Annotated in this window: 21 protein-coding genes and 1 pseudogene; 13 read left to right on the top strand and 9 right to left on the bottom strand. The window is 63.3% G+C overall.

Annotation, left to right across the window (positions count from 1 at the left end; genetic code table 11):
- Positions 1-19: 19 nt before the first annotated feature.
- The 3 genes from AC1DYJ_RS00900 to AC1DYJ_RS00890 all read right to left on the bottom strand — a co-directional run bounded on the left by AC1DYJ_RS00900 (position 20) and on the right by AC1DYJ_RS00890 (position 3,849).
- On the bottom strand, positions 20-865 hold the full coding sequence (locus AC1DYJ_RS00900; RefSeq protein WP_477279145.1) for an aldo/keto reductase: 846 nt from the start codon (positions 863-865) through the stop codon (positions 20-22).
- A gap of 145 nt (positions 866-1,010) precedes the next feature.
- Positions 1,011-1,403 (bottom strand): CopM family metallochaperone, encoded by a 393-nt coding sequence (copM, locus tag AC1DYJ_RS00895; protein ID WP_477279143.1) that lies wholly within the window; start codon positions 1,401-1,403, stop codon positions 1,011-1,013.
- A gap of 43 nt (positions 1,404-1,446) precedes the next feature.
- Positions 1,447-3,849: a heavy metal translocating P-type ATPase gene (locus AC1DYJ_RS00890; RefSeq protein WP_477279141.1), complete on the bottom strand. Its 2,403-nt coding sequence runs from the start codon at positions 3,847-3,849 to the stop codon at positions 1,447-1,449.
- Between the two features lie 296 nt (positions 3,850-4,145).
- Here AC1DYJ_RS00890 and AC1DYJ_RS00885 point away from each other — a divergent pair, with 296 nt between their 5' ends.
- From AC1DYJ_RS00885 to AC1DYJ_RS00860, 6 genes are all read left to right on the top strand, one after another.
- Complete coding sequence (locus tag AC1DYJ_RS00885; RefSeq protein ID WP_477279140.1) at positions 4,146-4,988, top strand: glycosyltransferase family 25 protein; 843 nt, start codon at positions 4,146-4,148, stop codon at positions 4,986-4,988.
- Between the two features lie 33 nt (positions 4,989-5,021).
- Positions 5,022-7,823 (top strand): [protein-PII] uridylyltransferase, encoded by a 2,802-nt coding sequence (locus AC1DYJ_RS00880; RefSeq protein WP_477279138.1) that lies wholly within the window; start codon positions 5,022-5,024, stop codon positions 7,821-7,823.
- 58 nt (positions 7,824-7,881) lie between these two features.
- A complete protein-coding gene (gene murJ / locus AC1DYJ_RS00875; RefSeq protein WP_477279136.1) occupies positions 7,882-9,489 on the top strand; it encodes a murein biosynthesis integral membrane protein MurJ in 1,608 nt (535 codons plus the stop codon).
- A gap of 119 nt (positions 9,490-9,608) precedes the next feature.
- Positions 9,609-10,676 carry a tryptophan--tRNA ligase gene (gene trpS / locus AC1DYJ_RS00870; RefSeq protein ID WP_477259171.1) on the top strand — a complete coding sequence of 356 codons (1,068 nt, stop codon included), beginning with the start codon at positions 9,609-9,611 and terminating at the stop codon, positions 10,674-10,676.
- Between the two features lie 106 nt (positions 10,677-10,782).
- A complete protein-coding gene (locus AC1DYJ_RS00865) occupies positions 10,783-11,274 on the top strand; it encodes a universal stress protein (RefSeq protein WP_023672856.1) in 492 nt (163 codons plus the stop codon).
- A gap of 146 nt (positions 11,275-11,420) precedes the next feature.
- Positions 11,421-11,990 (top strand): NifU family protein, encoded by a 570-nt coding sequence (locus AC1DYJ_RS00860; protein ID WP_112560600.1) that lies wholly within the window; start codon positions 11,421-11,423, stop codon positions 11,988-11,990.
- A 159-nt stretch (positions 11,991-12,149) separates the two neighbouring features.
- Here AC1DYJ_RS00860 and AC1DYJ_RS00855 read toward each other — a convergent pair whose 3' ends face one another.
- On the bottom strand, positions 12,150-12,767 hold the full coding sequence (locus tag AC1DYJ_RS00855; protein WP_477279134.1) for a L,D-transpeptidase: 618 nt from the start codon (positions 12,765-12,767) through the stop codon (positions 12,150-12,152).
- 226 nt (positions 12,768-12,993) lie between these two features.
- Here AC1DYJ_RS00855 and cueR point away from each other — a divergent pair, with 226 nt between their 5' ends.
- The 4 genes and pseudogenes from cueR to AC1DYJ_RS00835 all read left to right on the top strand — a co-directional run.
- Complete coding sequence (cueR, locus tag AC1DYJ_RS00850; protein WP_477279132.1) at positions 12,994-13,413, top strand: Cu(I)-responsive transcriptional regulator; 420 nt, start codon at positions 12,994-12,996, stop codon at positions 13,411-13,413.
- A gap of 525 nt (positions 13,414-13,938) precedes the next feature.
- Positions 13,939-14,088, top strand: a complete 150-nt coding sequence (locus tag AC1DYJ_RS00845) for a hypothetical protein (RefSeq protein ID WP_477279130.1) — start codon at positions 13,939-13,941, stop codon at positions 14,086-14,088.
- Between the two features lie 24 nt (positions 14,089-14,112).
- Positions 14,113-14,376, top strand: coding sequence for a hypothetical protein (locus tag AC1DYJ_RS00840; RefSeq protein WP_477279128.1), 264 nt, complete (start codon positions 14,113-14,115; stop codon positions 14,374-14,376).
- 636 nt (positions 14,377-15,012) lie between these two features.
- Positions 15,013-15,168 (top strand): annotated as a pseudogene (locus AC1DYJ_RS00835) (MmcB family DNA repair protein); the annotation flags it as partial.
- 26 nt (positions 15,169-15,194) lie between these two features.
- Here AC1DYJ_RS00835 and AC1DYJ_RS00830 read toward each other — a convergent pair.
- Both AC1DYJ_RS00830 and AC1DYJ_RS00825 read right to left on the bottom strand, forming a co-directional pair.
- A complete protein-coding gene (locus AC1DYJ_RS00830; RefSeq protein ID WP_477279126.1) occupies positions 15,195-15,338 on the bottom strand; it encodes a hypothetical protein in 144 nt (47 codons plus the stop codon).
- Between the two features lie 391 nt (positions 15,339-15,729).
- Positions 15,730-16,338 (bottom strand): hypothetical protein, encoded by a 609-nt coding sequence (locus tag AC1DYJ_RS00825; RefSeq protein WP_477279124.1) that lies wholly within the window; start codon positions 16,336-16,338, stop codon positions 15,730-15,732.
- Between AC1DYJ_RS00825 and AC1DYJ_RS00820 the strand changes: the two genes are divergently transcribed.
- The 3 genes from AC1DYJ_RS00820 (at position 16,328) to AC1DYJ_RS00810 (ending at position 18,820) form a co-directional block, all read left to right on the top strand.
- Positions 16,328-16,828: an MmcB family DNA repair protein gene (locus AC1DYJ_RS00820; protein WP_181056465.1), complete on the top strand. Its 501-nt coding sequence runs from the start codon at positions 16,328-16,330 to the stop codon at positions 16,826-16,828. The genes AC1DYJ_RS00825 and AC1DYJ_RS00820 overlap by 11 nt on opposite strands.
- 176 nt (positions 16,829-17,004) lie before the next feature.
- Positions 17,005-17,751: an SDR family NAD(P)-dependent oxidoreductase gene (locus AC1DYJ_RS00815; protein WP_477279122.1), complete on the top strand. Its 747-nt coding sequence runs from the start codon at positions 17,005-17,007 to the stop codon at positions 17,749-17,751.
- 43 nt (positions 17,752-17,794) lie between these two features.
- Positions 17,795-18,820 (top strand): RNA polymerase subunit sigma-70, encoded by a 1,026-nt coding sequence (locus AC1DYJ_RS00810; RefSeq protein WP_477279120.1) that lies wholly within the window; start codon positions 17,795-17,797, stop codon positions 18,818-18,820.
- Here AC1DYJ_RS00810 and nhaA read toward each other — a convergent pair.
- The 3 genes from nhaA to AC1DYJ_RS00795 form a co-directional block, all read right to left on the bottom strand.
- Positions 18,817-20,001, bottom strand: a complete 1,185-nt coding sequence (gene nhaA / locus AC1DYJ_RS00805; RefSeq protein ID WP_477279118.1) for a Na+/H+ antiporter NhaA — start codon at positions 19,999-20,001, stop codon at positions 18,817-18,819. The genes AC1DYJ_RS00810 and nhaA overlap by 4 nt on opposite strands.
- Before the next feature lie 288 nt (positions 20,002-20,289).
- Entirely contained in the window at positions 20,290-20,853 is a 564-nt protein-coding gene (locus AC1DYJ_RS00800) for an ActR/PrrA/RegA family redox response regulator transcription factor (protein WP_023672848.1), read from the bottom strand.
- A gap of 87 nt (positions 20,854-20,940) precedes the next feature.
- Positions 20,941-22,266: an ActS/PrrB/RegB family redox-sensitive histidine kinase gene (locus AC1DYJ_RS00795; protein WP_477279116.1), complete on the bottom strand. Its 1,326-nt coding sequence runs from the start codon at positions 22,264-22,266 to the stop codon at positions 20,941-20,943.
- Positions 22,267-22,281 lie beyond the last annotated feature (15 nt).

Here is a 22,281-nt window from a genome sequence, read left to right as displayed (position 1 = left end):
GACTGAACTTCGTTCCAATCTAGATCATCTCCAAACCGCGCTTGCGGGTCGGCGGCGGGAAGGCACGGTCGAGTTCAGCGAGGTCTTCAGCCGTCAGCTTGATGTCGAGCGCGGCGACATTCTGGCGGACATGCTCCTGGCTGCTGGCCTTCGGGATGGCGATGACACCCGGCTGCGCCACCACCCACGCCAGCGCTATCTGTGCTGCGGTGGCGTTGTGGCGTGCGGCAATGGCCTCCAGCCTGGCATTGCGCGCCAGCGCGCCCTGCTCGACCGGCGAATAGGCCATCAGCGGGATACCGCGCTGCCGGCTCCATGGCTCAAGGTCGAATTCGGGGCCGCGCCGCGACAGATTGTAGAGCACCTGGTTGGTCTGGACATTGCCGCCCGAGCGCAGCCCGGTCAGCTCCTCCATCTCGTCGGTGTCGAAATTGCTGACGCCCCAATGGCGGATCTTGCCGGCCTTTTTCAGCGCTTCGAAAGCCTCGACGGTTTCAGACAGAGGTACGCTGCCCGGCCAGTGCAGGAGATAGAGATCGATGCGGTCGGTGCGCAGGCGCTTCAGGCTGTTTTCGCAGGCCCGCGCCACGCCGCTTCGCGAGGCGTTGGACGGCAGCACCTTGGAGACGAGAAACAGCTCGTCGCGGCGTCCGGCGATGGCTTCCGCCACCACCTCCTCGGCGCCGCCGCTGGCATACATTTCGGCGGTGTCGATCAGTGTCATGCCGAGGTCCAGCCCGAGCTTCAGGGCGTTGACCTCGCCGGTACGGCGGCGGGAATCCTCACCCATCTTCCATGTGCCTTGCCCCAGCACCTGGACGGCTTCGCCCGAAGGCAGCGTGGTGGTTCTGATCGTCGTGGGCATAGAGGCTCTATCTTTGTTTACGCAATTCCGGACGGAAAACCGCTTGCGCTTGTCCTGGAATTGCTGATGTGGCGAAGGATGCGCATGGCATCACAGGCGCGGGGAGAAATCCAGAAGGGATCTCTCCTGCACGGCAGCTGCCGCCCTACTTGACCGGATGAGCGGCGAGCCAGGTCTGCATTTGCTTGATCTCGGCTTCCTGGGCGGCGATGACGCCTTCGGCCAGCTTGCGGATTTCAGGATCCTTGCCGTTGGCGAGCTCCACCTTGGCCATGTCGATCGCGCCCCGATGATGCGGGATCATGCCGCGCACGAAATCGACATCGGCATTGCCGGTATATTGCGAGGCCATCATGTCGGAATGCATCTTGTCCATCGCCGCTTTGTAGCCTTCGGTCGACGGACTGGTCGCGTCTGTCGCCATCGCGCCCATGTCATGTTTCACCTCCTCGGACTGCGCCGGGACGCTTTCGAGGAAAACGGCAAGCAGCATTCCTGCGGCCATCAGCAAAAGCACGATCTTTTTAGCCAAGGTCATCCATGATCTCCTGTTGATTGGATTTCGTATTTGGGGGTTGAGTTCAGAGTTTCAATGTCCTGAGCCGCAATGCGTTGGCGATGACCGAAACCGAAGACAGGCTCATCGCCGCCGCCGCCAGCATGGGCGACAACAACGTACCGGTCAGCGGATAGAGCACGCCGGCGGCGACCGGCACGCCGAGCACGTTGTAGAGGAAGGCGAAGAACAGGTTCTGGCGGATGTTGCCGATCGTCGCCTGGGCGAGCGTTCGCGCCCGAACGATGCCGTTGAGATCGCCTTTGACGAGCGTGATACCGGCGCTCTCGACCGCGACATCGGCGCCGGTGCCCATGGCGATGCCGACATCGGCGGCGGCAAGTGCGGGGGCGTCGTTGACGCCATCGCCGGCCATGGCAACGCCGGCGCCTTTGGCGCGCAATTCCTCGACAAGGGCAGCCTTCTGCTCCGGCAGCAGGCCGGCGCGCACGTCGTCGATGCCGAGGCTTTTGGCGATGGCGCGCGCCGTGCGCTCATTGTCGCCGGTCGCCATGATGATCCTCAAGCCCCTGTCGTGCAGCGCCCGGATCGCCTCCACGGTGGTTGCCTTGACCGGATCGGCGACGGCGACGATGCCGGCCAGCTTTTTGTCCACCGCAACGAACATCGCGGTCTTGCCCCCGGCCTGCAGCACCTCGGCTTTGGCCGACAGGGAGGCGGTATCGATGCCGAGATCGGCCATCATGGCGGCGTTGCCGAGCGCGACCTTCCTGCCCGAAACCGTGCCGGAGACGCCCTTGCCGGTGACGGCTTCGAAGCCGCTGGCCTCACTGAGCGTCAGGCCACGCTCACCGGCGCCGCCGACAATCGCCTCGGCCAGCGGATGCTCCGAACCTTTTTCCAGGCCGGCGGCGAGCGCCAGCAATTCATTCTCCGACAGGCCTTCGGCAGCGATGACATCGGTTAGCCGAGGCTTGCCTTCGGTCAAGGTGCCCGTCTTGTCGACGATCAACGTATCGACGGAGGCAAAGCGCTCGAGCGCGGCGGCTTCCTTGATCAGCACGCCGGCATGCGCCCCGCGCCCGGTGGCGGTCATGATCGACATCGGCGTCGCCAGGCCGAGCGCGCAGGGACAGGCGATGATCAGCACCGAGACCGCCGAGACGATGGCGAAGATCAGGCTGGGCTCGGGGCCGAAGACCGCCCAGGCGGCGAAGGCGGCAAGCGCGACCAGCACGACGGCAGGCACGAAGTAGAAGGAGACGCGGTCGGCCAACCCTTGAATCGGCGCACGCGAGCGCTGCGCCTTGGCCACCAGTTCGACGATACGCGAAAGGGTGGTCTCGGCGCCAACCTTTTCAGCGCGCATGATCAGCGAGCCGTTTTTGTTGAGCGTGCCGCCGGTCAAGGCATCGCCGTCGGTCTTTTCGACCGGCAGCGGCTCGCCCGAGATCATCGATTCGTCGACCGAGGAGCGACCCTCAAGCACGATGCCGTCGACCGGTACGGCATCGCCCGGGCGGATGCGCAGCCGGTCGCCGGCCTTGACCGCATCGAGCGGCACGTCGGTCTCGGAGCCGTCCGCACCGATCAGTCGCGCCGTCTTCGGCGCGAGGTCGAGCAGCGCGCGGATGGCCGAGCCGGTCTTTTCACGCGCCCGCAATTCGAGGACCTGGCCGAGGAACACCAGCGCGACGATGACTGCGGCGGCCTCGAAATAGACCGGCACGGTGCCGCCGTGACCGCGGAACTGATGCGGGAAGATATCCGGAAACAGCGTGGCGACGACGCTGTAGAGATAGGCAGCGCCCACGCCGAGCGAAATCAGCGTCCACATGTTGGGACTGCGGTTGACCAGCGAATCCCAGCCGCGGTGGAAGAACGGGTAAGCCGCCCACAGCACGACCGGACTGGCCAGCGCCAGTTCCAGCCAGACCATCGTGCGCTCGTCGACAAAGGCCTGGAAGGTGAGCCCGAGCATCGGCGCCATGGCGACGATCAGCAGTGGCACGGACAAAATAGCGCTGACCCAGAACCGCCTGGTGAAGTCGACCAGCTCCGGGTTCGGGCCCTCGTCGCCGGTGGGTACGCCCATCGGCTCCAGCGCCATGCCGCAGATCGGGCAGGAGCCGGGCTTGTCTCTGATCACTTCGGGGTGCATCGGGCAGGTGTATTGCGTGCCTTTCGGCATTGGTTCTGGCGCCGGCCTGTCGCCGAGATAGTTTTGCGGCTCCGCCTCGAACTTCGCTCTGCAGCCGGCCGAGCAGAAATAGAAACCCTGCCCTTCGTGGCGGAAGAAATGTTTTGCGGTGGCGCGATCGACGCTCATGCCGCAGACCGGATCGATGGCGGTCAGGTATTTTTCCGGCTCGGCGACGAATTTAGCGCGGCAACCCGCGCTGCAAAAGTGAAAGAGGCGGCCGCCATGTTCGGCCGTCGGCTTGCCTGCGGCCGGATCGACGCTCATGCCGCAGACGGGATCGCGAATCACAGCCTCAGCGGCTGGCGCCGCAGCCTTTGGCACACAGCAGCTGCCATCGGCAGCGTGCGCGTGGTGGTGAGCTCGGAATGCGCCATCGAATAAATGCCTTCATGTCTGTCTGGATGCGGAGGTAGTGCTTCCAGTAACTGGAAGGTCAAGGGGCGATTTAGACTTTTTGATCAAGGCCGCCATCTGACGGCATCGAGGGAAAATCGCTTACGCAGTTTCGTTCCTATGTTATGGACGCGACCACCCTCATCCACTGCATCGATCCCACCTGAATGAAATGCCTGGTTATCAATCTCGATCGCTCCCGCGACCGCCTCGCCCATGTGACGGCCGAGTTCGCCCGCATAGGGGTTGCCTTTGAACGGGTCGCCGCCATCGACGCGCGCGATCGGCCGGATCTGGCCGAAATGCCGCAGGGCAAGAAGCAGTTGCGTATGGCTGACGGCGAGATCGCTTGCCTGCTCAGCCACAAACAATGCTGGTCGATGATTGCGGCAGGCGATGACGCCTATGGCGCCATCTTCGAGGACGATGTCGTCTTCGCTGACAATGCCGGCGCTTTGCTTGCCGATGTGGGTTGGATTCCCGCCGACGCGGACATCGTCAAGCTGGAAACATTCTTCAATCGAACCGTGATTTCACGCAAGCAGCTTGCCTGTGGCCACGGTTTTTCTGCGAGCAGGCTGTACGCCGTCCATATCGGCACGGCCGGGTACATCCTGTCGAGACAGGCCTCCCGAGACCTCATCGAGGCGACGAATGACATCGCCATTCCCGTCGATCAACTCATCTTCAATCCGCGTTTTGCGACCTCTTCCCGCGACATAATTTATCAGCTTGTGCCGGCTTTGTGCCTGCAGGCTCAGTTCCTTGGCGATGGACCAGTGCAATTGCCGAGCCTGCTCAAGCAGGAGCGCGAAGAGGAATGGGCCGCAAGCGGGATGGGTGAACGGCGCCACAAGCCGATCACCGCCAGGGTCCAGATCGAGACCAGGCGGCTGGCGCGGCAGATCGTCGATCTCTTCCGGCTCCGGCAGGAGAAGGTCATTCCGTTCAAGTATCGCGGCCGGCGCGTCCGTCGGCCCCATACACAGCGCCGTGAAAACGCGCTATAGACGCCGCCGAAAGGCGAGGCCAACCGGCAACTTATGGCAAAAATCTCCCTCAAACTCGACGAGCTGATCGACAGCGACGCCCTGCGCCGCGAGATGACGGCGCTGACCGCGGCCTCAGCCGGCAACGGTGCTGCGCCCGGCGCACGCGTCGACGCGCTCAAGCTGCTCAAGGGTCGGCTGACCGAGGGCCGCAAGGTCGCCGAGCGCATGCTGATGGACGATGGCAGCGGCGCGGCCTGCGCCGCCCGGCTGTCGCACCTCATGGACGAAATCATCCGCGCCCTCTACGAGTTCGCCGCGACCCATGTCTATCGGGTGAAAAACCCGTCGACCGCCGAGCGCATGGCTGTCGTTGCCGTCGGCGGCTACGGCCGCGGCACGCTGGCGCCGGGCTCCGACATCGATCTGCTGTTCCTGCTGCCCTACAAGCAGACGCCGTGGGGCGAACAGATCGTCGAATACATGCTCTATATGCTGTGGGACCTCGGACTGAAGGTCGGCCACGCCACCCGCAACATCGACGAGTGCCTGAGGCTGTCGCGCAGCGACATCACCATCCGCACCTCGATCCTGGAAGCGCGGTTCCTGTGGGGCGAGCAAAAGCTCTTTGACGAGCTGCTGACCCGCTTCGACCATGAAGTGGTGCGCACCACCGGGCCGGAATATGTGCAGGCCAAGCTCGCCGAGCGCGACGAGCGCCATGCCAAGGCCGGCGAAAGCCGCTATCTGGTCGAGCCCAACGTCAAGGACGGCAAGGGCGGCCTGCGCGATTTGCAGACGCTGTTCTGGATCGCCAAATACTTTTACCGCGTGCGCACCGGCGAGGAATTGGTCGACAAGGCCGTTTTCACCGAGGCCGAATACAGGGAATTCCTCAAGGCCGAGGACTTTCTGTGGGCGGTGCGCTGCCACATGCATTTCCTCACCGGCAAGCCCGAGGAGCGGCTGCATTTCGACATCCAGCGCGAAATCGCCGAGCGTCTCGGTTACACCACCCATCCCGGCCTGTCGGCGGTCGAGCGCTTCATGAAGCACTACTTTCTCGTCGCCAAGGATGTCGGTGATCTCACCCGCATCTTCTGCGCCGCGCTCGAAGAAGAGCAGGCCAAGCACGTGCCGGGCTTCAACCGCATCTTCCTCACCTTCCAGCGCCGCAAGCGCAAGCTGGCCGGCACGTCGGACTTCATCGTCGACAACCATCGTATCAACGTCGCCGACGACACGGTGTTCGAGCGCGACCCGGTCAATCTGCTCAGGCTGTTCTGGTTCGCCGACAAGCACGGGCTGGAATTCCACCCCGATGCACTGAAGCTGCTGACCCGTTCGCTCGGTCTCGTCAACAAGTCGCTGCGGCGTGACGAGGAGGCGAACCGGCTGTTTCTCGACATCCTGACCTCGGACCGCAATGCCGAGCTCAATCTGCGGCGCATGAACGAGGCCGGCCTGCTCGGCAAGCTGATCCCCGACTTCGGCAAGATCGTCGCCATGATGCAGTTCTCGATGTACCACCACTATACGGTGGACGAGCACCTGATCCGCTGCATCGGCGTTTTGGCCGAGATCGAGCGCGGCGACGGCGAGAAGGTGCATCCGCTGTCCCACACGCTGATGCCGGGGCTGAAGAAGAGCCGCGAGGCACTCTATGTCGCCGTGCTGCTGCACGACATCGCCAAGGGCAGGCCGGAGGATCACTCCGAAGCCGGCGCCCGGATCGCGCGGCGCATCTGCCCGCATATGGGGCTGTCGGCCGCCGACACCGAGACCGTCGCCTGGCTGGTCGAGAACCATCTCGTCATGTCGATGACGGCGCAAACCCGCGACCTCAACGACCGCAAGACGATCGAGGATTTCGCCGCGATCGTGCAGTCTGTCGAACGGCTGAAGATGCTGCTGATCCTTACCGTCTGCGACATCAGAGGCGTCGGACCGGGCGTCTGGAACGGCTGGAAAGGCCAGCTCCTGCGCACGCTCTACTACGAGACCGAACTGTTGTTGACCGGCGGCTTTTCGGAAGTGTCGCGCGCCCAGCGCACGGCGGCATCACGCGAGCGTCTGGCCGAGGCGCTGGCCGACTGGCCGGACAAGGCGCGCAAGCGCTATGTCGGCCTGCATTATGAGAATTACCTGTTGACCGTCGATCTTGCCGACCAGCTGCGCCATGCCGAATTCATCCGCGAGGCGGACGCGGCGGGCAAGAAGCTCGCTACTGTGGTCAGGACCCACCAGTTCGAAGCGGTGACCGAGATCACCGTTTTGGCGCAGGACCATCCGCGCCTGCTTTCGGTCATTGCCGGCGCCTGTGCGGGGGCCGGCGGCAACATCGTCGACGCGCAGATCTTCACCACGTCCGACGGCCGCGCCCTGGACATCATCCTGATCTCCCGGGAGTTCGACCGCGACGAGGACGAGCGCCGCCGCGCCGAGCGCGTCGGCCGGCTGATCGAGGACGTGCTGTCGGGCAAGAGCTGGCTGCCGGAAATGATCGAGAAGCGCACCAGGCCAAGGCGCGGCGCCAAGGTGTTCAAGATTCCGCCGCGCGCCGAAATCCGCAACACGCTGTCGAACCGCTTCTCGGTGATCGAGGTCGAGGGGCTGGATCGGCCGGGCCTGTTGTCGGAGATCACCAGCGCGTTGTCGGATCTTTCGCTCGACATCGCCTCGGCCCACATCACCACCTTCGGCGAGAAGGTCATCGACACTTTCTACGTCACCGACCTGACCGGACAGAAGATCGACAACCCGGCGCGCACCGCTGCCATCCACACCAGGCTGATCGCGGCCCTTGAGGGCATTGGCCCCGAGCGCGGCGGCAAGGCCAAGGCGGCGGCCGAGTGACCTTCACTTTGTCCCAATCACCCCCTTTCTCCCAATCATTCAGGCAATCTCCGCGCGCATGAGCCTCGTCAAGAAATTCGCCACCGTTGCGTCCGGCACGCTGATGAGCCGCGCGCTCGGCTTTGGCCGCGAAATGCTGATGGCGGCCGCCCTCGGCACCGGGCCGGTGGCGGACGCCTTCAACGCCGCCTTCCAGTTTCCCAACACGTTTCGCCGGCTGTTTGCCGAAGGCGCGTTCAACGCCGCCTTCGTGCCGCTGTTTGCCAAGGAGATCGAGACGCATGGCACCGACGGCGCCAAGCGCTTTTCGGAGGAAGTGTTCGGCGTGCTGTTCTCGGCGCTGCTGGCGCTGACCATCGCCATGGAACTGGCGATGCCGCTGATCGTGCGCTATCTGGTGGCGCCGGGCTTTGCCGACACGCCGGGCAAGTTCGAGACGACCGTCCTGCTTGCGACGATCATGTTCCCGTATCTCATCTGCATGTCGCTCGCGGCGATGATGGCCGGCATGCTGAATTCACTGCGCCGCTATTTCGCGGCAGCCGTCGCACCCGCTTTCCTCAACATCATCCTGATCAGCGTGCTCGGCTATGCCTGGTACCACGGCATGGATGCGCGCGAAGTCGGCTTCAGCCTGTCCTGGGGCGTGCTGGCGGCGGGGCTGGTGCAGCTCGCCATCGTCTGGATCGCGGTGCGCAATGCCGGCATCGCAATCGGCTTTCGCCGGCCGAAGATGACGCCCAACGTCAAGCGGCTGCTGATCCTGGCGCTGCCGGCGGCGATCACCGGCGGCATCACACAGATCAACCAGCTGATCGGCACGGCGATCGCCTCGGCGCAGGACAGCGCCGTGTCGTCACTCGCCTATGCCGACCGCATCTACCAGCTGCCGCTCGGCGTCGTCGGCGTCGCAGTGGCGATCGTGCTGTTGCCGGAACTGTCGCGGGCGCTGAAGTCCGGCAATCTGGTCGAGGCTGCCAATCTGCAGAACCGCTCGGTCGAGTTCACGCTGTTCATGACCTTGCCGGCGGCGGCCGCCCTCTGGGTCATGTCGGAGCCGATCGTGCGGCTGGTCTATGAGCGCGGCGCCTTTGCCGCCAACCATTCCACGCCGACGGTGGCCGCGATCCTGGCGATCTTCGGCCTCGGCCTGCCGGCCTTCGTGCTGATCAAGGCCTTCACCCCCGGCTATTTCGCCCGCGAGGATACGCGCACGCCAATGATGTTCGCCGCCATCTCGGTCGGCGTGAATGTCGCCACCGCGCTGACGCTGTTTCCGAAGATGGGTGCACCCGGCATTGCCGTGGCCTCGGCCGTCGCCGGCTGGGTCAATGCGGTGATGCTGCTTGCGGTGCTAATCCGCCGCGGCCATTGGGGCCGCGACGTGCCGTTGTTGAAGCGCATTCCCCGGCTGGTGCTGTCGGCGGCAGTGATGGCAGCGGCGCTCTATTTCGCCGAGCATTGGCTGGCCGTCAGGCTCGGCCCCGGCTCGCCACTTGTGATCAAGGCGACGACGCTGCTGGCGCTGGTCGCCGGCGGCGCGTTGCTCTATTTCGTCACCGCCTTTGCCACTGGCGGCGCCGATTTCGGCATGATCCGCCGCAATGTGAAACGCGGCTCGGGCAAGGCAACCCCACCCGCCGCAAACACCGAACTGGACGAGTAGTCGGGGCAGCCCGACGGCAAACACCGGTCTTGATCGCAAGGCCGCTCTCGTCCATAAGCGCGCCGTCGAAAGACTTTCGCCGCGCGCGAAACGGCCCTCCACAAGCCAAGGGAACAAAAATGACCGCCTTCAAACAGCTCGTCTTTTCCGGCGTCCAGCCGACCGGCAATCTGCATCTCGGCAACTATCTCGGCGCCATCAAGAAATTCGTTGCGCTGCAGGATACGTCCGACTGCATCTACTGCGTCGTCGACCTGCACTCGCTGACGGCACAGCTCGTCCATGACGATCTCGCCGACCAGACCCGCTCGATCACAGCCGCCTTCCTCGCCTCCGGCATCGACCCGACGAAGCACATCGTCTTCAACCAGTCGCGGGTGATGCAGCATGCCGAGCTTGCCTGGATCTTCAACTGCGTGGCGCGCATCGGCTGGATGAACAAGATGACGCAGTTCAAGGACAAGGCCGGCAAGGACCGCGAGAATGCTTCGCTGGGCCTGCTCGCCTATCCCTCGCTGATGGCAGCCGACATCCTGCTCTATCGCGCGACCCATGTGCCGGTGGGCGAGGACCAGAAGCAGCATCTGGAGCTGACCCGCGACATCGCGCAAAAATTCAACAACGACTTTTCGAGCCGCATCGCCAGCCTTGGCGTCGGCGTCGAGATGCAGGTCGGCGAAGAGACCGTGAACGGCTTTTTCCCGATCACCGAGCCGGTGATCGGCGGCCCGGCGGCGCGCATCATGAGCCTGCGCGACGGCTCCAAGAAAATGTCGAAGTCGGATCCGTCCGACCTGTCGCGCATCAATCTCACCGACGATGCCGACACCATCTCGAAGAAGATCCGCAAGGCCAAGACCGATCCGGAAGCCTTGCCGAGCGAGGTCGACGGACTGGAAAGCCGCCCGGAAGCGGAAAACCTGGTCGGCATCTATGCCGGGCTGGCCGAGATGTCGAAGGCCGACGTACTCAAGGAGTTCGGCGGCCAGCAGTTTTCCGTGTTCAAGCCGGCGCTGGCCGACCTTGCCGTGGAAAAACTGGCGCCGATAGCCGGCGAGATGCGCCGCATCGAGGGCGACCGCGCCTATGTCGATGCGGTGCTGAAGGATGGCGGCGAACGCGCCGGCGTGCTGGCCGAGACCACGATGAAGACTGTGCGCGACATTATCGGCCTGCTGCAGGGCTAAGCCCAACCATCACAGTGCACTGCACCACACTGGCACAAGGCCGGCGGCTTGCCGCCGGTCTGCCGTGGTGGCAGATTGCGGCCGAAATAGCATCGAGTAGATAGACATGGTCTCCAAACGCCTCAGTCGCGAAGCCGGCCATCGCAGGAAATTCCTGACGATCATCGACGACACGCCGGAGTGCGAGCGCGCCGTCGCCTACGCGTCGAAACGGGCGCAGAGCACCAGCGGCACGCTGGTGCTGCTCTACATCATCACGCCGGACGATTTTCAGCACTGGCTGGGTGTCGAGAAGATCATGCGCGAGGAAGCCAATGCCACGGCGCGGGCGGCGCTCGACGGCTATGCCAACAAGGTGCGCCAGAAGCTCGGCATCGAGCCCGAAATGGTGGTGCGCGAAGGCAAGCCGACCGAGGAGATCCATAAGCTGATCGAGGAAGACCAGGACATCGCCATTCTGGTGCTGGCGGCAGGCGCCGGCAAGGAAGGGCCCGGACCGCTGGTCGGCGCTGTCGCCGGCAAGGGCGCCGCCTTCCCTATTCCGGTCACAGTGGTGCCGCAGAATCTGTCGGACGAGGAGATCGACAGCCTCGCCTGACGCCCGCCCGGGATTCATTTCCCCAGCCAGCAAAAACATTCCGCCAGCCAGCCATTTCCAGCGACGCGTTTCGCTTGAATGTCCAGCCGATAGAGCCTATTTAGAATTATTCCAAACTATCGGCCCTTAAGGGCCTGGAGATAGCCATGTTCATCCAGACCGAATCGACGCCGAACCCGGCAACGTTGAAATTCCTGCCCGGCAAGGAAGTGCTTGTTGAAGGCACCGCGGATTTCCGCGATGCCGACAGTGCAGCGAGCGCCTCGCCGCTGGCCGGCCGGCTGTTCGAAATCCCCGGCGTCACTGGCGTGTTCTTCGGCTATGACTTCATCACCGTGACCAAGGACGGCCCCGACTGGCAGCACCTGAAGCCGGCCATCCTGGGCGCCATTATGGAGCATTTCATGTCGGGCGCGCCCGTCATGGTCAATGCCGGCCCTGCCGCCGAGACCAGCCAGACCGGCGAATTCTACGACAAGGCCGACGAGGAACTGGTCATCACCATCAAGGAACTGCTCGACACCCGCGTGCGCCCGGCGGTTGCCCAGGATGGCGGCGACATCACCTTCCGCGGCTTCGAAAACGGCACCGTGTTCCTGCACATGAAGGGCGCCTGCGCCGGCTGCCCGTCGTCGACGGCGACGTTGAAGCACGGCATCCAGAACCTGCTTCGGCATTTCGTGCCGGAAGTGCAGCAGGTCGAGCAGGTCTCTTAAGACCCCTTCGTCCATTCGAGCGAGCAACAAAAAACCGGGCCGAATTGCCCGGTTTTCTGTTTGGGACGTCCGTTGTTGCCTAGACGGTCCGCGTCATAAAACTTTTAGTTGACCATGACCTTTCCCGAAAACCGGTATCCAGTTTTCGCGATCATGGTCTCACATCACAATGACCTTGGCGCCGACCGACGTGCGGTCGTAGAGGTCGATGATGTCCTGGTTCATCAGCCGGATGCAGCCCGACGACATCGCCTTGCCGATCGAATTCCATTCCGGGCTGCCGTGCAGGCGGTAGCCCATGTCGCCGCCCTTGTTGAAAAGGTACATGGCGCGCGCGCCGAGCGGATTCTTCAGGCCCGGCTCCATGCCGCTGGCAAACTTGGCCAGTTCCGGCTGGCGCTGGATCATCTGCCGCGGCGGGGTCCAGGTCGGCCATTCGCGCTTCAGCGCGATGCGGGCGGTGCCGTGCCATTCAAAACCTTCGCGGCCGACGCCGATGCCGTAGCGGATCGCCCGGCCGTCGCCTTCGACGAAGTAGAGAAACTTGTTCTGGGTATCGACGATGATCGTGCCCGGCTTTTCAGAGGTGTCGTAGTTCACCTCCTGCCGGTGATACTTCAGCGGCACCTTCTCGATCGGGATGCGCGGCAGCTGATAGCCTGCATCGTTCACCGAACCGTAGTTGTTGCTGAAGAGCTGCGAGCCGATCGTGCTGCAACCCGAGATCGCGGTCGACAACGCAAGTGCAGCGACGATTGCAAATGACTTCATGCGCATGAAATGGTCCGATGCCCCGCCCAGAATCGAGCGGCACGTTGCGGCCGCTTTTCCTGAAATCATTCATGCTGGCATTTGCTTTGCTTGCCAAGCACGCGATGCCTATATGCAAGGGCTTACATGCCGGTAAGCCGTCAACTATGGCATTTCGGCAACAGGCGTCACAGGATTGTGAAGGAAAAACAATGGGCGGTCCTGTCGGATAGCCCAAAACCGAGGAACCACTATGAATGTTGGCGATGCCGCGGCGCGGTCCGGCCTGCCGGCCAAGACCATCCGCTACTATGAAGAGATCGGCCTGATCGCGCCGGCGCGTGCCGGCAATGGCTATCGCGACTATTCCAGCGACGACATCCACCGGCTGGCCTTCCTGCGGCGTGCCCGCAACCTCGGCTTTTCAATCGACGATTGCCGGCAGTTGATGGCACTCTACCGCGATCGCAACCGCGCCAGCCACGATGTGCGCGAGATCGCCGCCGCACATGTCAGCGCCATCGAGGAGAAGGTGCGCGAGCTGCAGTCGATGCGCGCGACGCTGCAGAAGCTCATCCACGCCTGCCATGGTGATGACCGGCCGGACTGCCCGATTTTGGATGATATTGCGGGATCGGCGTTGGGAGACGGGCCGGCTTCGGCCACGGTTTGAAAGGCTGCGTCGGGACGGACTGGCGCCCGGCGCGCACGAAATCCTCCAAAGGTCTAACATCTCATTTGGCTAAAATACGGAACGTCCAATGGACAAGAACGGAACCAAAGCGGTTACATCAGACCATTGTCCCAATGGCGCAAGACTTTAGTCCTGCCGTCTTATTCGCTAAGAACGGAAGGTGACCAGCACGACATAGGGCCGCCCCGGATCAATACCAGACTGCACCCAGACGAATATGGTGCGATCGCGTAAGGCGCTCGGATCAAGCCACCCCTGGGTTGACCCAGTCCTAATAGGAGGTGTTTCTGGTGGCCTGAGAATGCATACTGACACTGCTCCCAAGTCGTCGGATTTTGGCGCGGGCAAAGGTCCTCACTGTTTGTTAACCATAGAGTCCCCTTCCAAAAGGCGATTACTCGGTTGACTGGCCCAAACCCGAGAGACCGCTGACCAAGGCTCTGCTACAAAGCGGCCATGTCGTTTCAAACTTTTCCAAGCGTCGTAGGGGCAGCGATCCTTAGCGTGATCGGCATTCTCGCCTACCAGTGGCTTGGCCCCGTGGCGGTCGTCATTGTCGGCGGCATCGGTTTTCCAGCCATGATGGCCGTGGTCTACTACCGGGCCGATTTGAAAACCCGCAAGGGCGACGGGTGGAATCGTCCAAAAGATTAGGGGTTTTTAGGCTTGGGGACTTTCATGACACTGGCGATTCGGATTTTTGGAGTGCTCTACGCATTGATTGGCATCGCGGGCCTACTGGCTACGGCGTATGCCTCTACCGTGGTGCATGAGCCCAAGGGGTTCTTCTCGCTAGCAGGTACCGCTATGAACCTGGCGGCGTGGGGCGCTCTCCTTTATTGCGCTGGTTTAGCTATAGAGAAGCTCGAAGCAATACGCGCTCTACTCAAGCAACAGGCGCCCGGTTCATCGCCGCCCCTGGAAACTTCCGGGGCTACCTAGCCGTAGGGGAATAGCCGGTGCGGCCCGGGGCTCTCGCTTGGGGGTACAGGCCGCACCGGCTACTGCGGGTTATGATTGGATCTCCTCCCCGCACTGCCTAAGGTATTACATATTAGCAATTGCGCAACCAAGCGTTTTGGCTGCACTTGAGCATCATCAAGCCGTTTATATCGCCGCATTGCGAGCACTACAGGCAGACGCGCATCCTGCATGATGCGCGGCTACAGGCCGTGCGGGAAGTCACCGGGAAGGAAGTGGCATTCATTCGCTGGTTTGGAGCTGGGTCGGCCTAGAAGCCCTTGTCCTTCAGCGTGTTCGCGCCTCGCCCCTTACGGGCTTTGAGATCGGACCAGTAGGCCATCAAGATCATCAACGCTAGAACGCTGACGCCGAAGAAGAGTACAAACCCTATGGGGCCAAACCAATAGAAGGCCAGAAGCATAGCTATGCCGAAGGTTACGGATCCAACGTAACAGCGGAAACAGCGCGAAGGGAGCATGGCTGATTTGTAAGGTCAGTAGCCGTGACCGCAATTCACATGGGCGTTACGCTGCAAGCGATGGCGGGTCTGTCAAATATGTAATCGCCTTCCAAAATGGGTTCAAACCGTGAACAAAATCTGGCATGGTGGCTGCCATGCCGATCATTTCGCCGATTCCCCTCAATCCCCTGATCGACGGTCGCCAGTCGGAACGAGCCATGCTGGTGCGGCGTGGTGTGCAGCGTTTGTTGATGCAAATGGGCATGCATGTGCTGCCTGAACTGTCGCTGGCCACAGGCCGGCGCGCCGACAGGGCCGGTGAAGCCGCCAATGCGCGCTAGCGCACAAACCACGTCAGCCCCAGCATCAACATGCCGAACACGACGACGCAGTCGAGAATCCTCACCTGCCGAACACCGATTAGAGCCAGCCCGGTGCCAAGAAGCCCGCCAATCGTTCCCGAAAGTATCAACTGGGTCATGCTGCCTCCGACATCTGAACCTTAGCACATATGCCCGCAACATGCCCAGCGCGGCCGCGCGGGAGAAGCCATCAAGATAGCCATTCCCCTGCGGCTGGGTAGCGCCTAGCGCCTCTTGCCCTTGCCTGTCGGTTGAGAGCCGGTCTTTGACGGGCTGGCCTCCTTGAGAAGCCTCAAGGTTTCCTCGCGGGTTAGGCCGCATCTGCGGGCGTAGAAGTCCGCTTCGGCCATTCGTTCCCGGTCGATTGGTTCTTCTCGGCTCTGTTTTGCCTTCTTGCCCACCGTGCGAATCATAGCACCTTCAGGGTGTTAGCTCCACTTAGGGAAGGCGCCGGCCTGTCATAGCCTTAATGAAAGGCACACCCCGCACGAAATAGGGGGGAAGTGGCTGCTATTGATTTCGCGCGAGGAGCGCGCGGTTTTCCTCAAACTTTCGCTCGGCTAAGCTCGCAGCCTCAGGCCCTCCATCGCATACTTGGGACACCCATTGCTTCATTTCGTCAGTAAGAGCCCCCACCACCTCGCGGGTTTGGCTTGGGTCGAGGACGGCAGCAGTGAGATCAATGTCGACGACGACCTTGAATTCGGCGCTGCCCGCTTCTGCTGCAAGCACTACCAGTCGGGTTTGTCTACGGTTTGGTCCGTAAACGATGAGGTACGTCTCAGTCTGATCAAGGGCGTTCTTCAAGATTAGCTCTGCAGCTCCGTCATGTGTATCCGGGCACCGAAATTCGATTGGGTACAGCAGCTGCCTGTCAAAGGGTTTTTCTTCTGCAGCAGCAGAGGGGGGTGTCGTGGCGACCGACAGGAGAGCTGCGAGTGACGCCCACTGCAGTACTGCATAAACCCGGTTAGTCCTGCCCATAAAGGCCATGCCCCGTACTCGACCCCACCCGGACATTCCTACCTTTTGTCTGGGTGCGTCAAATACATTATCCCCTTCCAAAAACAGGTTCAAACCGTGAACAAAATCTGGCATGGTGGTTGCCATGCCGATCATTTCGCCGATTCCCCTCAATCCCCTGATCGACGGCCGCCAGTCGGAACGGGCCATGCTGGTGCGGCGCGGCGTGCAGCGGCTGTTGATGCAAATGGGCATGCATGTGCTGCCTGAACTGTCGCTGGCCACAGGCCGGCGCGCCGATCTGGTGGCGCTGACCCGGCAAGGCGACATCTGGATCATCGAGATCAAATCCTCGATCGAGGATTTTCGCGTCGACCGCAAATGGCCTGACTACCGGCTGCATTCCGACCGCTTCTTCTTCGCCACCCATCCCGGCGTGCCGGCGGAAATCTTCCCCGAGGAATGCGGCTTCATCCTTTCCGACGGCTACGGTGCGGAAATCCTGCGCGATGCGCCGGAGCACCGCATGGCGGCGGCAACGCGCAAGGCGCTGATGCTGCGCATTGCGCGGGCGGGTGCAGCACGGCTGCTGGCGGCGGAGCTTGCCGGGGTCGCGGTGCCGGCGCTGGAGGGGGAGAGCGAATAACAGTGCGCCGGGACGACAGTGCGTCGCCGCTGATGCTCAACCCATGGCTTCGCGCCGGCCCACCGATCCCTTGAGAGAATTTTTTGACCTAGCACCGATGATTTCCGCTCACCTCGGCTGTCCTGATCAGTAGGCGCGTCTGGATGGTCCCGGCGGCCGGAAAGAGAAGGTGATTCATGCGATCGTTACAAGGTCAGAATGTCGTCGTCATTGGAGGCAGCCGGGGCGTCGGCCGCTCGATCGTGCAGGCCGCGCTTGGCGAGGGCGCGACAGTGCTTGCCGTTGCTCGCGGTGCAGCCGCGCTGAAGGACCTCTCCTGGGAGACATCGGGTGTGAAGACGCTTGCGGTCGACGCCACCGACGAGACCGCACCCGATGCGGTTTTCGCCGCGCTCGAGCCGGACGTGCTGGTGATCTGCGCCGGCGCCCTTGCCCCGTCCGCGCCCCTCCAGGATCAGAGCTGGGAGGACTTCTCGGTGAACTGGGAAATGGATGTCAAGGCATCGTTCCTGTTCTGCAAGGCCGCGCTCAACAATCCGCTCAAGCCAGGCAGCCGGGTTGTGCTGATCTCCAGCGGCGCGGCCATGAGCGGCGGACCGCCGTTCTCCGGCGGGTATGCAGGCGCAAAACGCATGCAGATGTTCCTGGCCGGTCATTGCCAAAAGGAATCGGATCGGCTGGGCCTCGGCCTGCGCTTTATGGCGCTGGCGCCGGCTCGCATCATGCCGGGGACGGGCATAGGCGATGCCGGGCTCGATGGCTTTGCGGCTTATCTGGGCATCCGGCCTGCAGACATCCTGGCAGGCATGACCGACATGCAGACGCCGGCCGATGTCGGTCGCGCGGTGGTCGCGCTCGCCACCGGCAAACTGGAAGGCAGCTCGTTCGCCGTCAGCGGCAGCGGACTTGCGGCTGCAGCGTGAGGCGCGCACGATGCCAGGCAGCTTCAGCACCGCAGGTTCCTCCATGACAGACGCTCCTGGCCCTGTTGAGCCCCTGGGCCGGCCGATCCTCGATCGGCTGGCCTTCGAGCGTTTGACGGCGGCCCACCGCCGCGAGCTCAAACTCCATTGCTATCGGATGATGGGCTCGCTGCATGAGGCGGACGACCTTGTCCAGGACACGTTCCTGAGGGCCTGGCGCGGCAGGTCGCAGTTCGACGGCCGGGGCTCGGTGCGCGGCTGGCTCTATGCGATCGCCACCCGCAGTTGCCTCAACGCCATCAAGGCGCGGTCGACGGCGCATCGCATTCTCCGGCAGCCCGGACGACCTGAGAGCGACGGGCGGGCCACAGGCGGGCCCGCCGCCGAGTTAACCTGGCTGGAGCCGTATCCGGACACGGAGTTCCCGGACTTCGTTGACGGCGAGCCCGGGCCGGAAGCGCGCTACGAAGCCCGTGAAGCGGTGCAACTCGCCTTCGTGGCGGCGATCCAGGTTCTGGCGCCCAGGCAGCGGGCCATTCTGCTTCTGTGCGATGTGCTGGGATGGTCGGCTGTCGAGACGGCGCAATTGCTGGGCGGCTCGACCGCTTCGATCAACAGCGCGTTGCAGCGGGCCCGCGCAACGCTGGGCGAGCGATATCCTCAGGGGCGTCCGCTAGAGCGGTCACAGCCCAACCGACAAGAGGCCCTGCTGCTCGAACGCTACATGCAGGCCTGGCAGGCGGCCAGGCTCGACAGCCTTATCGAACTCTTGAAGGAGGACGCCACCTACCACATGCCACCATGGCGGGAATGGTACCGGGGACGCGAGGCGATCCATGCTTTCTTCGAGACCGTCTGGGGCAATTTCTCGGGTTACCGCACGGTGGCGGTCGGAGCCAACGCCCAACCGGCGGTCGGCGTCTATGCACGCAGTCATCAGGACCTTGTATGGCGCCCGCATTCGCTGCATGTCATCGAAGCTGCGGACGGCAAAATCGCCTCGCTGACGATCTACGTGCCGCCGCTCGGACCCGACCTGTTTGCGGCTTTCGGCCTGCCGCCTATCTAGTCTTCGTCGATCTCTTCCACCGCCGGCGCCATCAGCAGCACGGCGGCGCCGAGCAGCGCGGCAATGAACGAGCCCGCCAGAATGCCGACCTTGACCGCGTCCTGCAACGCCACGTCATTGGCGAAGGCGAGCAGGCCGATGAACAGGCTCATGGTGAAGCCGATGCCGCAGAGCAGCGAAATGCCGATCATGTGCAGCCAGCCGGCATTGACAGGCAGGTCGGCGAAGCCGAGCCGGATAGCGAGCGCCGACGAACCGAAGACGCCGACCAGCTTGCCCAGCACGAGGCCCGCGGCAACGCCGAGCGTCAGCGGTTCGACCAAAGCGGCGGCGCTGAGGCCGGCCAGCGACACGCCAGCATTGGCAAAACCGAAGATCGGGATGACGAAGAAGGGGACGATCTTGTGCAGGCCATGTTCGAGCCGGTGCAGCGGCGAATGGTCGAGATCGTGGCCACTGCCGGGAGACACTTTGAGCGGGATGGTGAGCGCCAGCGCCACGCCGGCCAGCGTCGCATGGACGCCCGATTTCAGCACCAGCACCCACAGGATGGCGCCGAGCACGAGATAGGGCGTCAGCGTCGTCACCCGCATGCGGTTGAGCACGATCAGCACCGCGATGACAGCGAAGGCGGCGGCGAGATAGGCGAGCGACAGGCCGCTTGTGTAGAAGATGGCGATGATGATGACGGCGCCGAGATCGTCGATGATGGCGAGCGCGGTGAGGAAGATTTTCAGCGATGCCGGCACACGGCTGCCGAGCAGCGACAGCACGCCGAGCGCAAAGGCGATGTCGGTGGCGGTTGGGATCGCCCAGCCGGCGAGCGCGGCCGGATTGTTGCGGTTAATAGCGACATAGACCAGCGCCGGGACCAGCATGCCGCCGGCGGCGGCGACGCCCGGCAGCACGCGGCGCGGCCAGGTCGAGAGCTGGCCGTCGAGCATCTCGCGCTTGATTTCCAGGCCGACCAGCAGGAAGAACACCGCCATCAGCCCGTCATTGATCCAGTGCGAGAGGCTGAGCGGGCCGAGATAGGCATGAAGCGCGGCGAAATAGGTGTCGGCCAGCGGCGAATTGGCAACGATCAGCGCAAGCGCTGCCGCAACCATCAGGATGATGCCGCCCGCCGCCTCGCCATCGAGGAATTCGCGCAGGATCGATTTCGGCTTGTCGTCGCGCATGTGTTCTCCGTTGCCGGGTTTCCCGGTGGCGTTGGTGATGATGCGCAAAGGTCGATGGCAGGGCAAGCGTCACACTTACCAAGCGCTGGCGCTGCCCCTCACCTGCCTGCCGGCATCCTCTCCCCGTATAGTGACGGGGAGAGGGGCGCTGTCATCTATGATTTCGCCAATCGCCGGCGTTGCGCCCAGCTTCTTTCTCCCCGTTCACGGGGAGAAATGCCCGGCAGGGCAATGAGGGGCGGCGCTGACGGTCGGCGACTGGCGGCCGGCGCCGCGGGCGCGTGAACCTCAGCGCGGTGCGCGCTTGGCCAGTATGCGCTGCAGCGTGCGGCGATGCATGTTCAGCCGGCGCGCGGTTTCGGAGACGTTGCGGTCGCACATTTCGTAGACGCGCTGGATGTGTTCCCAGCGCACGCGGTCGGCCGACATCGGGTTTTCGGGCGGGGCGGCGCGTTCGCCGGCGGTGCGGGTCAGTGCTGCAAAGACATCATCGGCATCGGCGGGTTTCGACAGATAGTCGATGGCGCCGAGCTTCACCGCCGTCACCGCGGTGGCGATGTTGCCATAGCCGGTCAGGATGACCGTGCGGGCATCGTCGCGCTTTTCGCGGATGGCGGCGACGACGTCGAGGCCGTTGCCGTCACCAAGCCGCATGTCGACCACCGCATAGGCCGGCGGATGGGCGCGCGCCTTGGCCACCGCCTCCTCGACGCTCTCGGCCGTCTCGACCACGAAACCCCTGGTTTCCATGGCCCGCGCCAGCCGAGTCAGGAACGGCTTGTCGTCGTCGACGATCAGCAGCGAGGTGTCCTCGCCTTCAACCATTGCGCCAATTGCTTCTTCGCCAGTCATCGTCTTTCAAAAATCCTGCTGCCGTAATTTTACGCAGATATAGTTCCTGAACGCCATTGTCCAATTTTGCCAGGTCCAACCAAAGCTTCAGGCGGTGTCGAACATCGAGGTTCCCACCGATTCCGGGTTGAGGAAGACGGTGCGCGGCCACGATATCTGCACGATGGCGCCCTCGCCCAACCCGCTCGAGTTGCGGAAATCGAGCGTGGCGCCGGAGCGTTCGAGCAAGGTCTTGGCGATGAACAGCCCGAGACCCAGGCCGCCGCCGTGTTCGTTGCCCTGGCGCGTCGACATGTAGGGCTCGCCGATGCGGTCGATGATTTCGGGCGGAAAGCCAGGCCCGTCGTCGATGATCGAGAAGGTGACGTCGAGCTCGTCCCAACTCCAGCGCACAGTGACGGTTTTGCGGGCGAAGTCGACGGCGTTCTCGACCAGATTGCCGAGGCCATAGATGACGCCGGGGTTTCGCCGTCCCACAGGTTCGGGGCCGATGCGCTCGCCCGGCCGCAGCTTGATCGAGATGCCGAAATCGCGGTGCGGCGCCGTCACCTCCTCGACCAGCGAGGTCAGCGGCAGCCGCGACAGATGCGCCTCACCTTCGGAGGACAGGCTGGTCAGCCGCTTCAGGATCTCGCGGCAGCGCTCGCTCTGCGACCGCAAGAGCTTGACGTCCTCTGCGTATTTCGGGTCGCCGCCCAGCGCCTTTTCCATCTCCTTGGAGACCAGCGCGATGGTGGCGAGCGGCGTGCCGAGTTCGTGCGCGGCGGCGGCTGCCAGACCATCCAGCGCCGACAGATGCTGTTCGCGCTGCAGCACCAGTTCGGTGGCGGCAAGCGCGTTGGCGAGCAGGCGGGCTTCCTCGGCGACGCGGAAGGCATAGATGGCGGTGAAGGCGATTGAGGAAAACACTGCCATCCATATGCCGGCGACATAGATGAACGGCATGGGCAGAGGCGCGCCCTCATACCAGGGCAGCGGCAGATGGAAGAACACCAGCAAGCTTGCCCCTACTATCACCAGCCCGCCAAGAATGGCGGTCAGCCGCAGTGGCAACGATGTCGCCGAGACGACGACAGGCACGGTCATCAGCAGCGAAAACGGATTGGTGAGACCGCCGGTCATGTAGAGCAGGCCGGCAAGCTGCAGGCTGTCGAAGGTCAGGATGAAGAAGGCCGGGAACGGGGTCAGCCGGTGCGCTGCCGGATAGCGGAAGGTCAGCACCAGGTTCAGCCAGGCCGAGCAGGCGATCAGTGCGAAGCAGAGGCTGACCGGCAGCGGGAATTTCAGCCCATAGGCGACGACCAGCACGGTCAGGCTCTGGCCGACAATGGCCAGCCAGCGCAGCCGGATCAGCGTGTTGAGGCGCAGCCGCTGGCTTTGCTGGAAGTCTGGCGCGTGCAGAATGTTGATCATGGCCAAGGATTATAG

This window comes from Mesorhizobium sp. P2_B11 (assembly GCF_056404855.1).
Note: the sequence above shows the minus strand (reverse complement) of the source record. Positions and strands in the feature narration are given on the sequence as shown.

Coding starts and splice junctions, on each gene's coding strand:
- AC1DYJ_RS00820 (WP_181056465.1), top strand. CDS start 16,328: ATGCCGATCATTTCGCCGATTCCCCTCAATCCCCTGATCGACGGCCGC.
- AC1DYJ_RS00800 (WP_023672848.1), bottom strand. CDS start 20,853: ATGACTGGCGAAGAAGCAATTGGCGCAATGGTTGAAGGCGAGGACACC.
- murJ (WP_477279136.1), top strand. CDS start 7,882: ATGAGCCTCGTCAAGAAATTCGCCACCGTTGCGTCCGGCACGCTGATG.
- AC1DYJ_RS00880 (WP_477279138.1), top strand. CDS start 5,022: ATGGCAAAAATCTCCCTCAAACTCGACGAGCTGATCGACAGCGACGCC.
- AC1DYJ_RS00815 (WP_477279122.1), top strand. CDS start 17,005: ATGCGATCGTTACAAGGTCAGAATGTCGTCGTCATTGGAGGCAGCCGG.
- AC1DYJ_RS00855 (WP_477279134.1), bottom strand. CDS start 12,767: ATGCGCATGAAGTCATTTGCAATCGTCGCTGCACTTGCGTTGTCGACC.
- AC1DYJ_RS00865 (WP_023672856.1), top strand. CDS start 10,783: ATGGTCTCCAAACGCCTCAGTCGCGAAGCCGGCCATCGCAGGAAATTC.
- AC1DYJ_RS00885 (WP_477279140.1), top strand. CDS start 4,146: ATGAAATGCCTGGTTATCAATCTCGATCGCTCCCGCGACCGCCTCGCC.
- copM (WP_477279143.1), bottom strand. CDS start 1,403: ATGACCTTGGCTAAAAAGATCGTGCTTTTGCTGATGGCCGCAGGAATG.
- cueR (WP_477279132.1), top strand. CDS start 12,994: ATGAATGTTGGCGATGCCGCGGCGCGGTCCGGCCTGCCGGCCAAGACC.
- nhaA (WP_477279118.1), bottom strand. CDS start 20,001: ATGCGCGACGACAAGCCGAAATCGATCCTGCGCGAATTCCTCGATGGC.
- AC1DYJ_RS00900 (WP_477279145.1), bottom strand. CDS start 865: ATGCCCACGACGATCAGAACCACCACGCTGCCTTCGGGCGAAGCCGTC.
- AC1DYJ_RS00860 (WP_112560600.1), top strand. CDS start 11,421: ATGTTCATCCAGACCGAATCGACGCCGAACCCGGCAACGTTGAAATTC.
- AC1DYJ_RS00890 (WP_477279141.1), bottom strand. CDS start 3,849: ATGAGCGTCGATCCGGCCGCAGGCAAGCCGACGGCCGAACATGGCGGC.
- AC1DYJ_RS00830 (WP_477279126.1), bottom strand. CDS start 15,338: ATGACCCAGTTGATACTTTCGGGAACGATTGGCGGGCTTCTTGGCACC.
- AC1DYJ_RS00840 (WP_477279128.1), top strand. CDS start 14,113: ATGACACTGGCGATTCGGATTTTTGGAGTGCTCTACGCATTGATTGGC.
- AC1DYJ_RS00795 (WP_477279116.1), bottom strand. CDS start 22,266: ATGATCAACATTCTGCACGCGCCAGACTTCCAGCAAAGCCAGCGGCTG.
- trpS (WP_477259171.1), top strand. CDS start 9,609: ATGACCGCCTTCAAACAGCTCGTCTTTTCCGGCGTCCAGCCGACCGGC.
- AC1DYJ_RS00825 (WP_477279124.1), bottom strand. CDS start 16,338: ATGATCGGCATGGCAACCACCATGCCAGATTTTGTTCACGGTTTGAAC.
- AC1DYJ_RS00810 (WP_477279120.1), top strand. CDS start 17,795: ATGACAGACGCTCCTGGCCCTGTTGAGCCCCTGGGCCGGCCGATCCTC.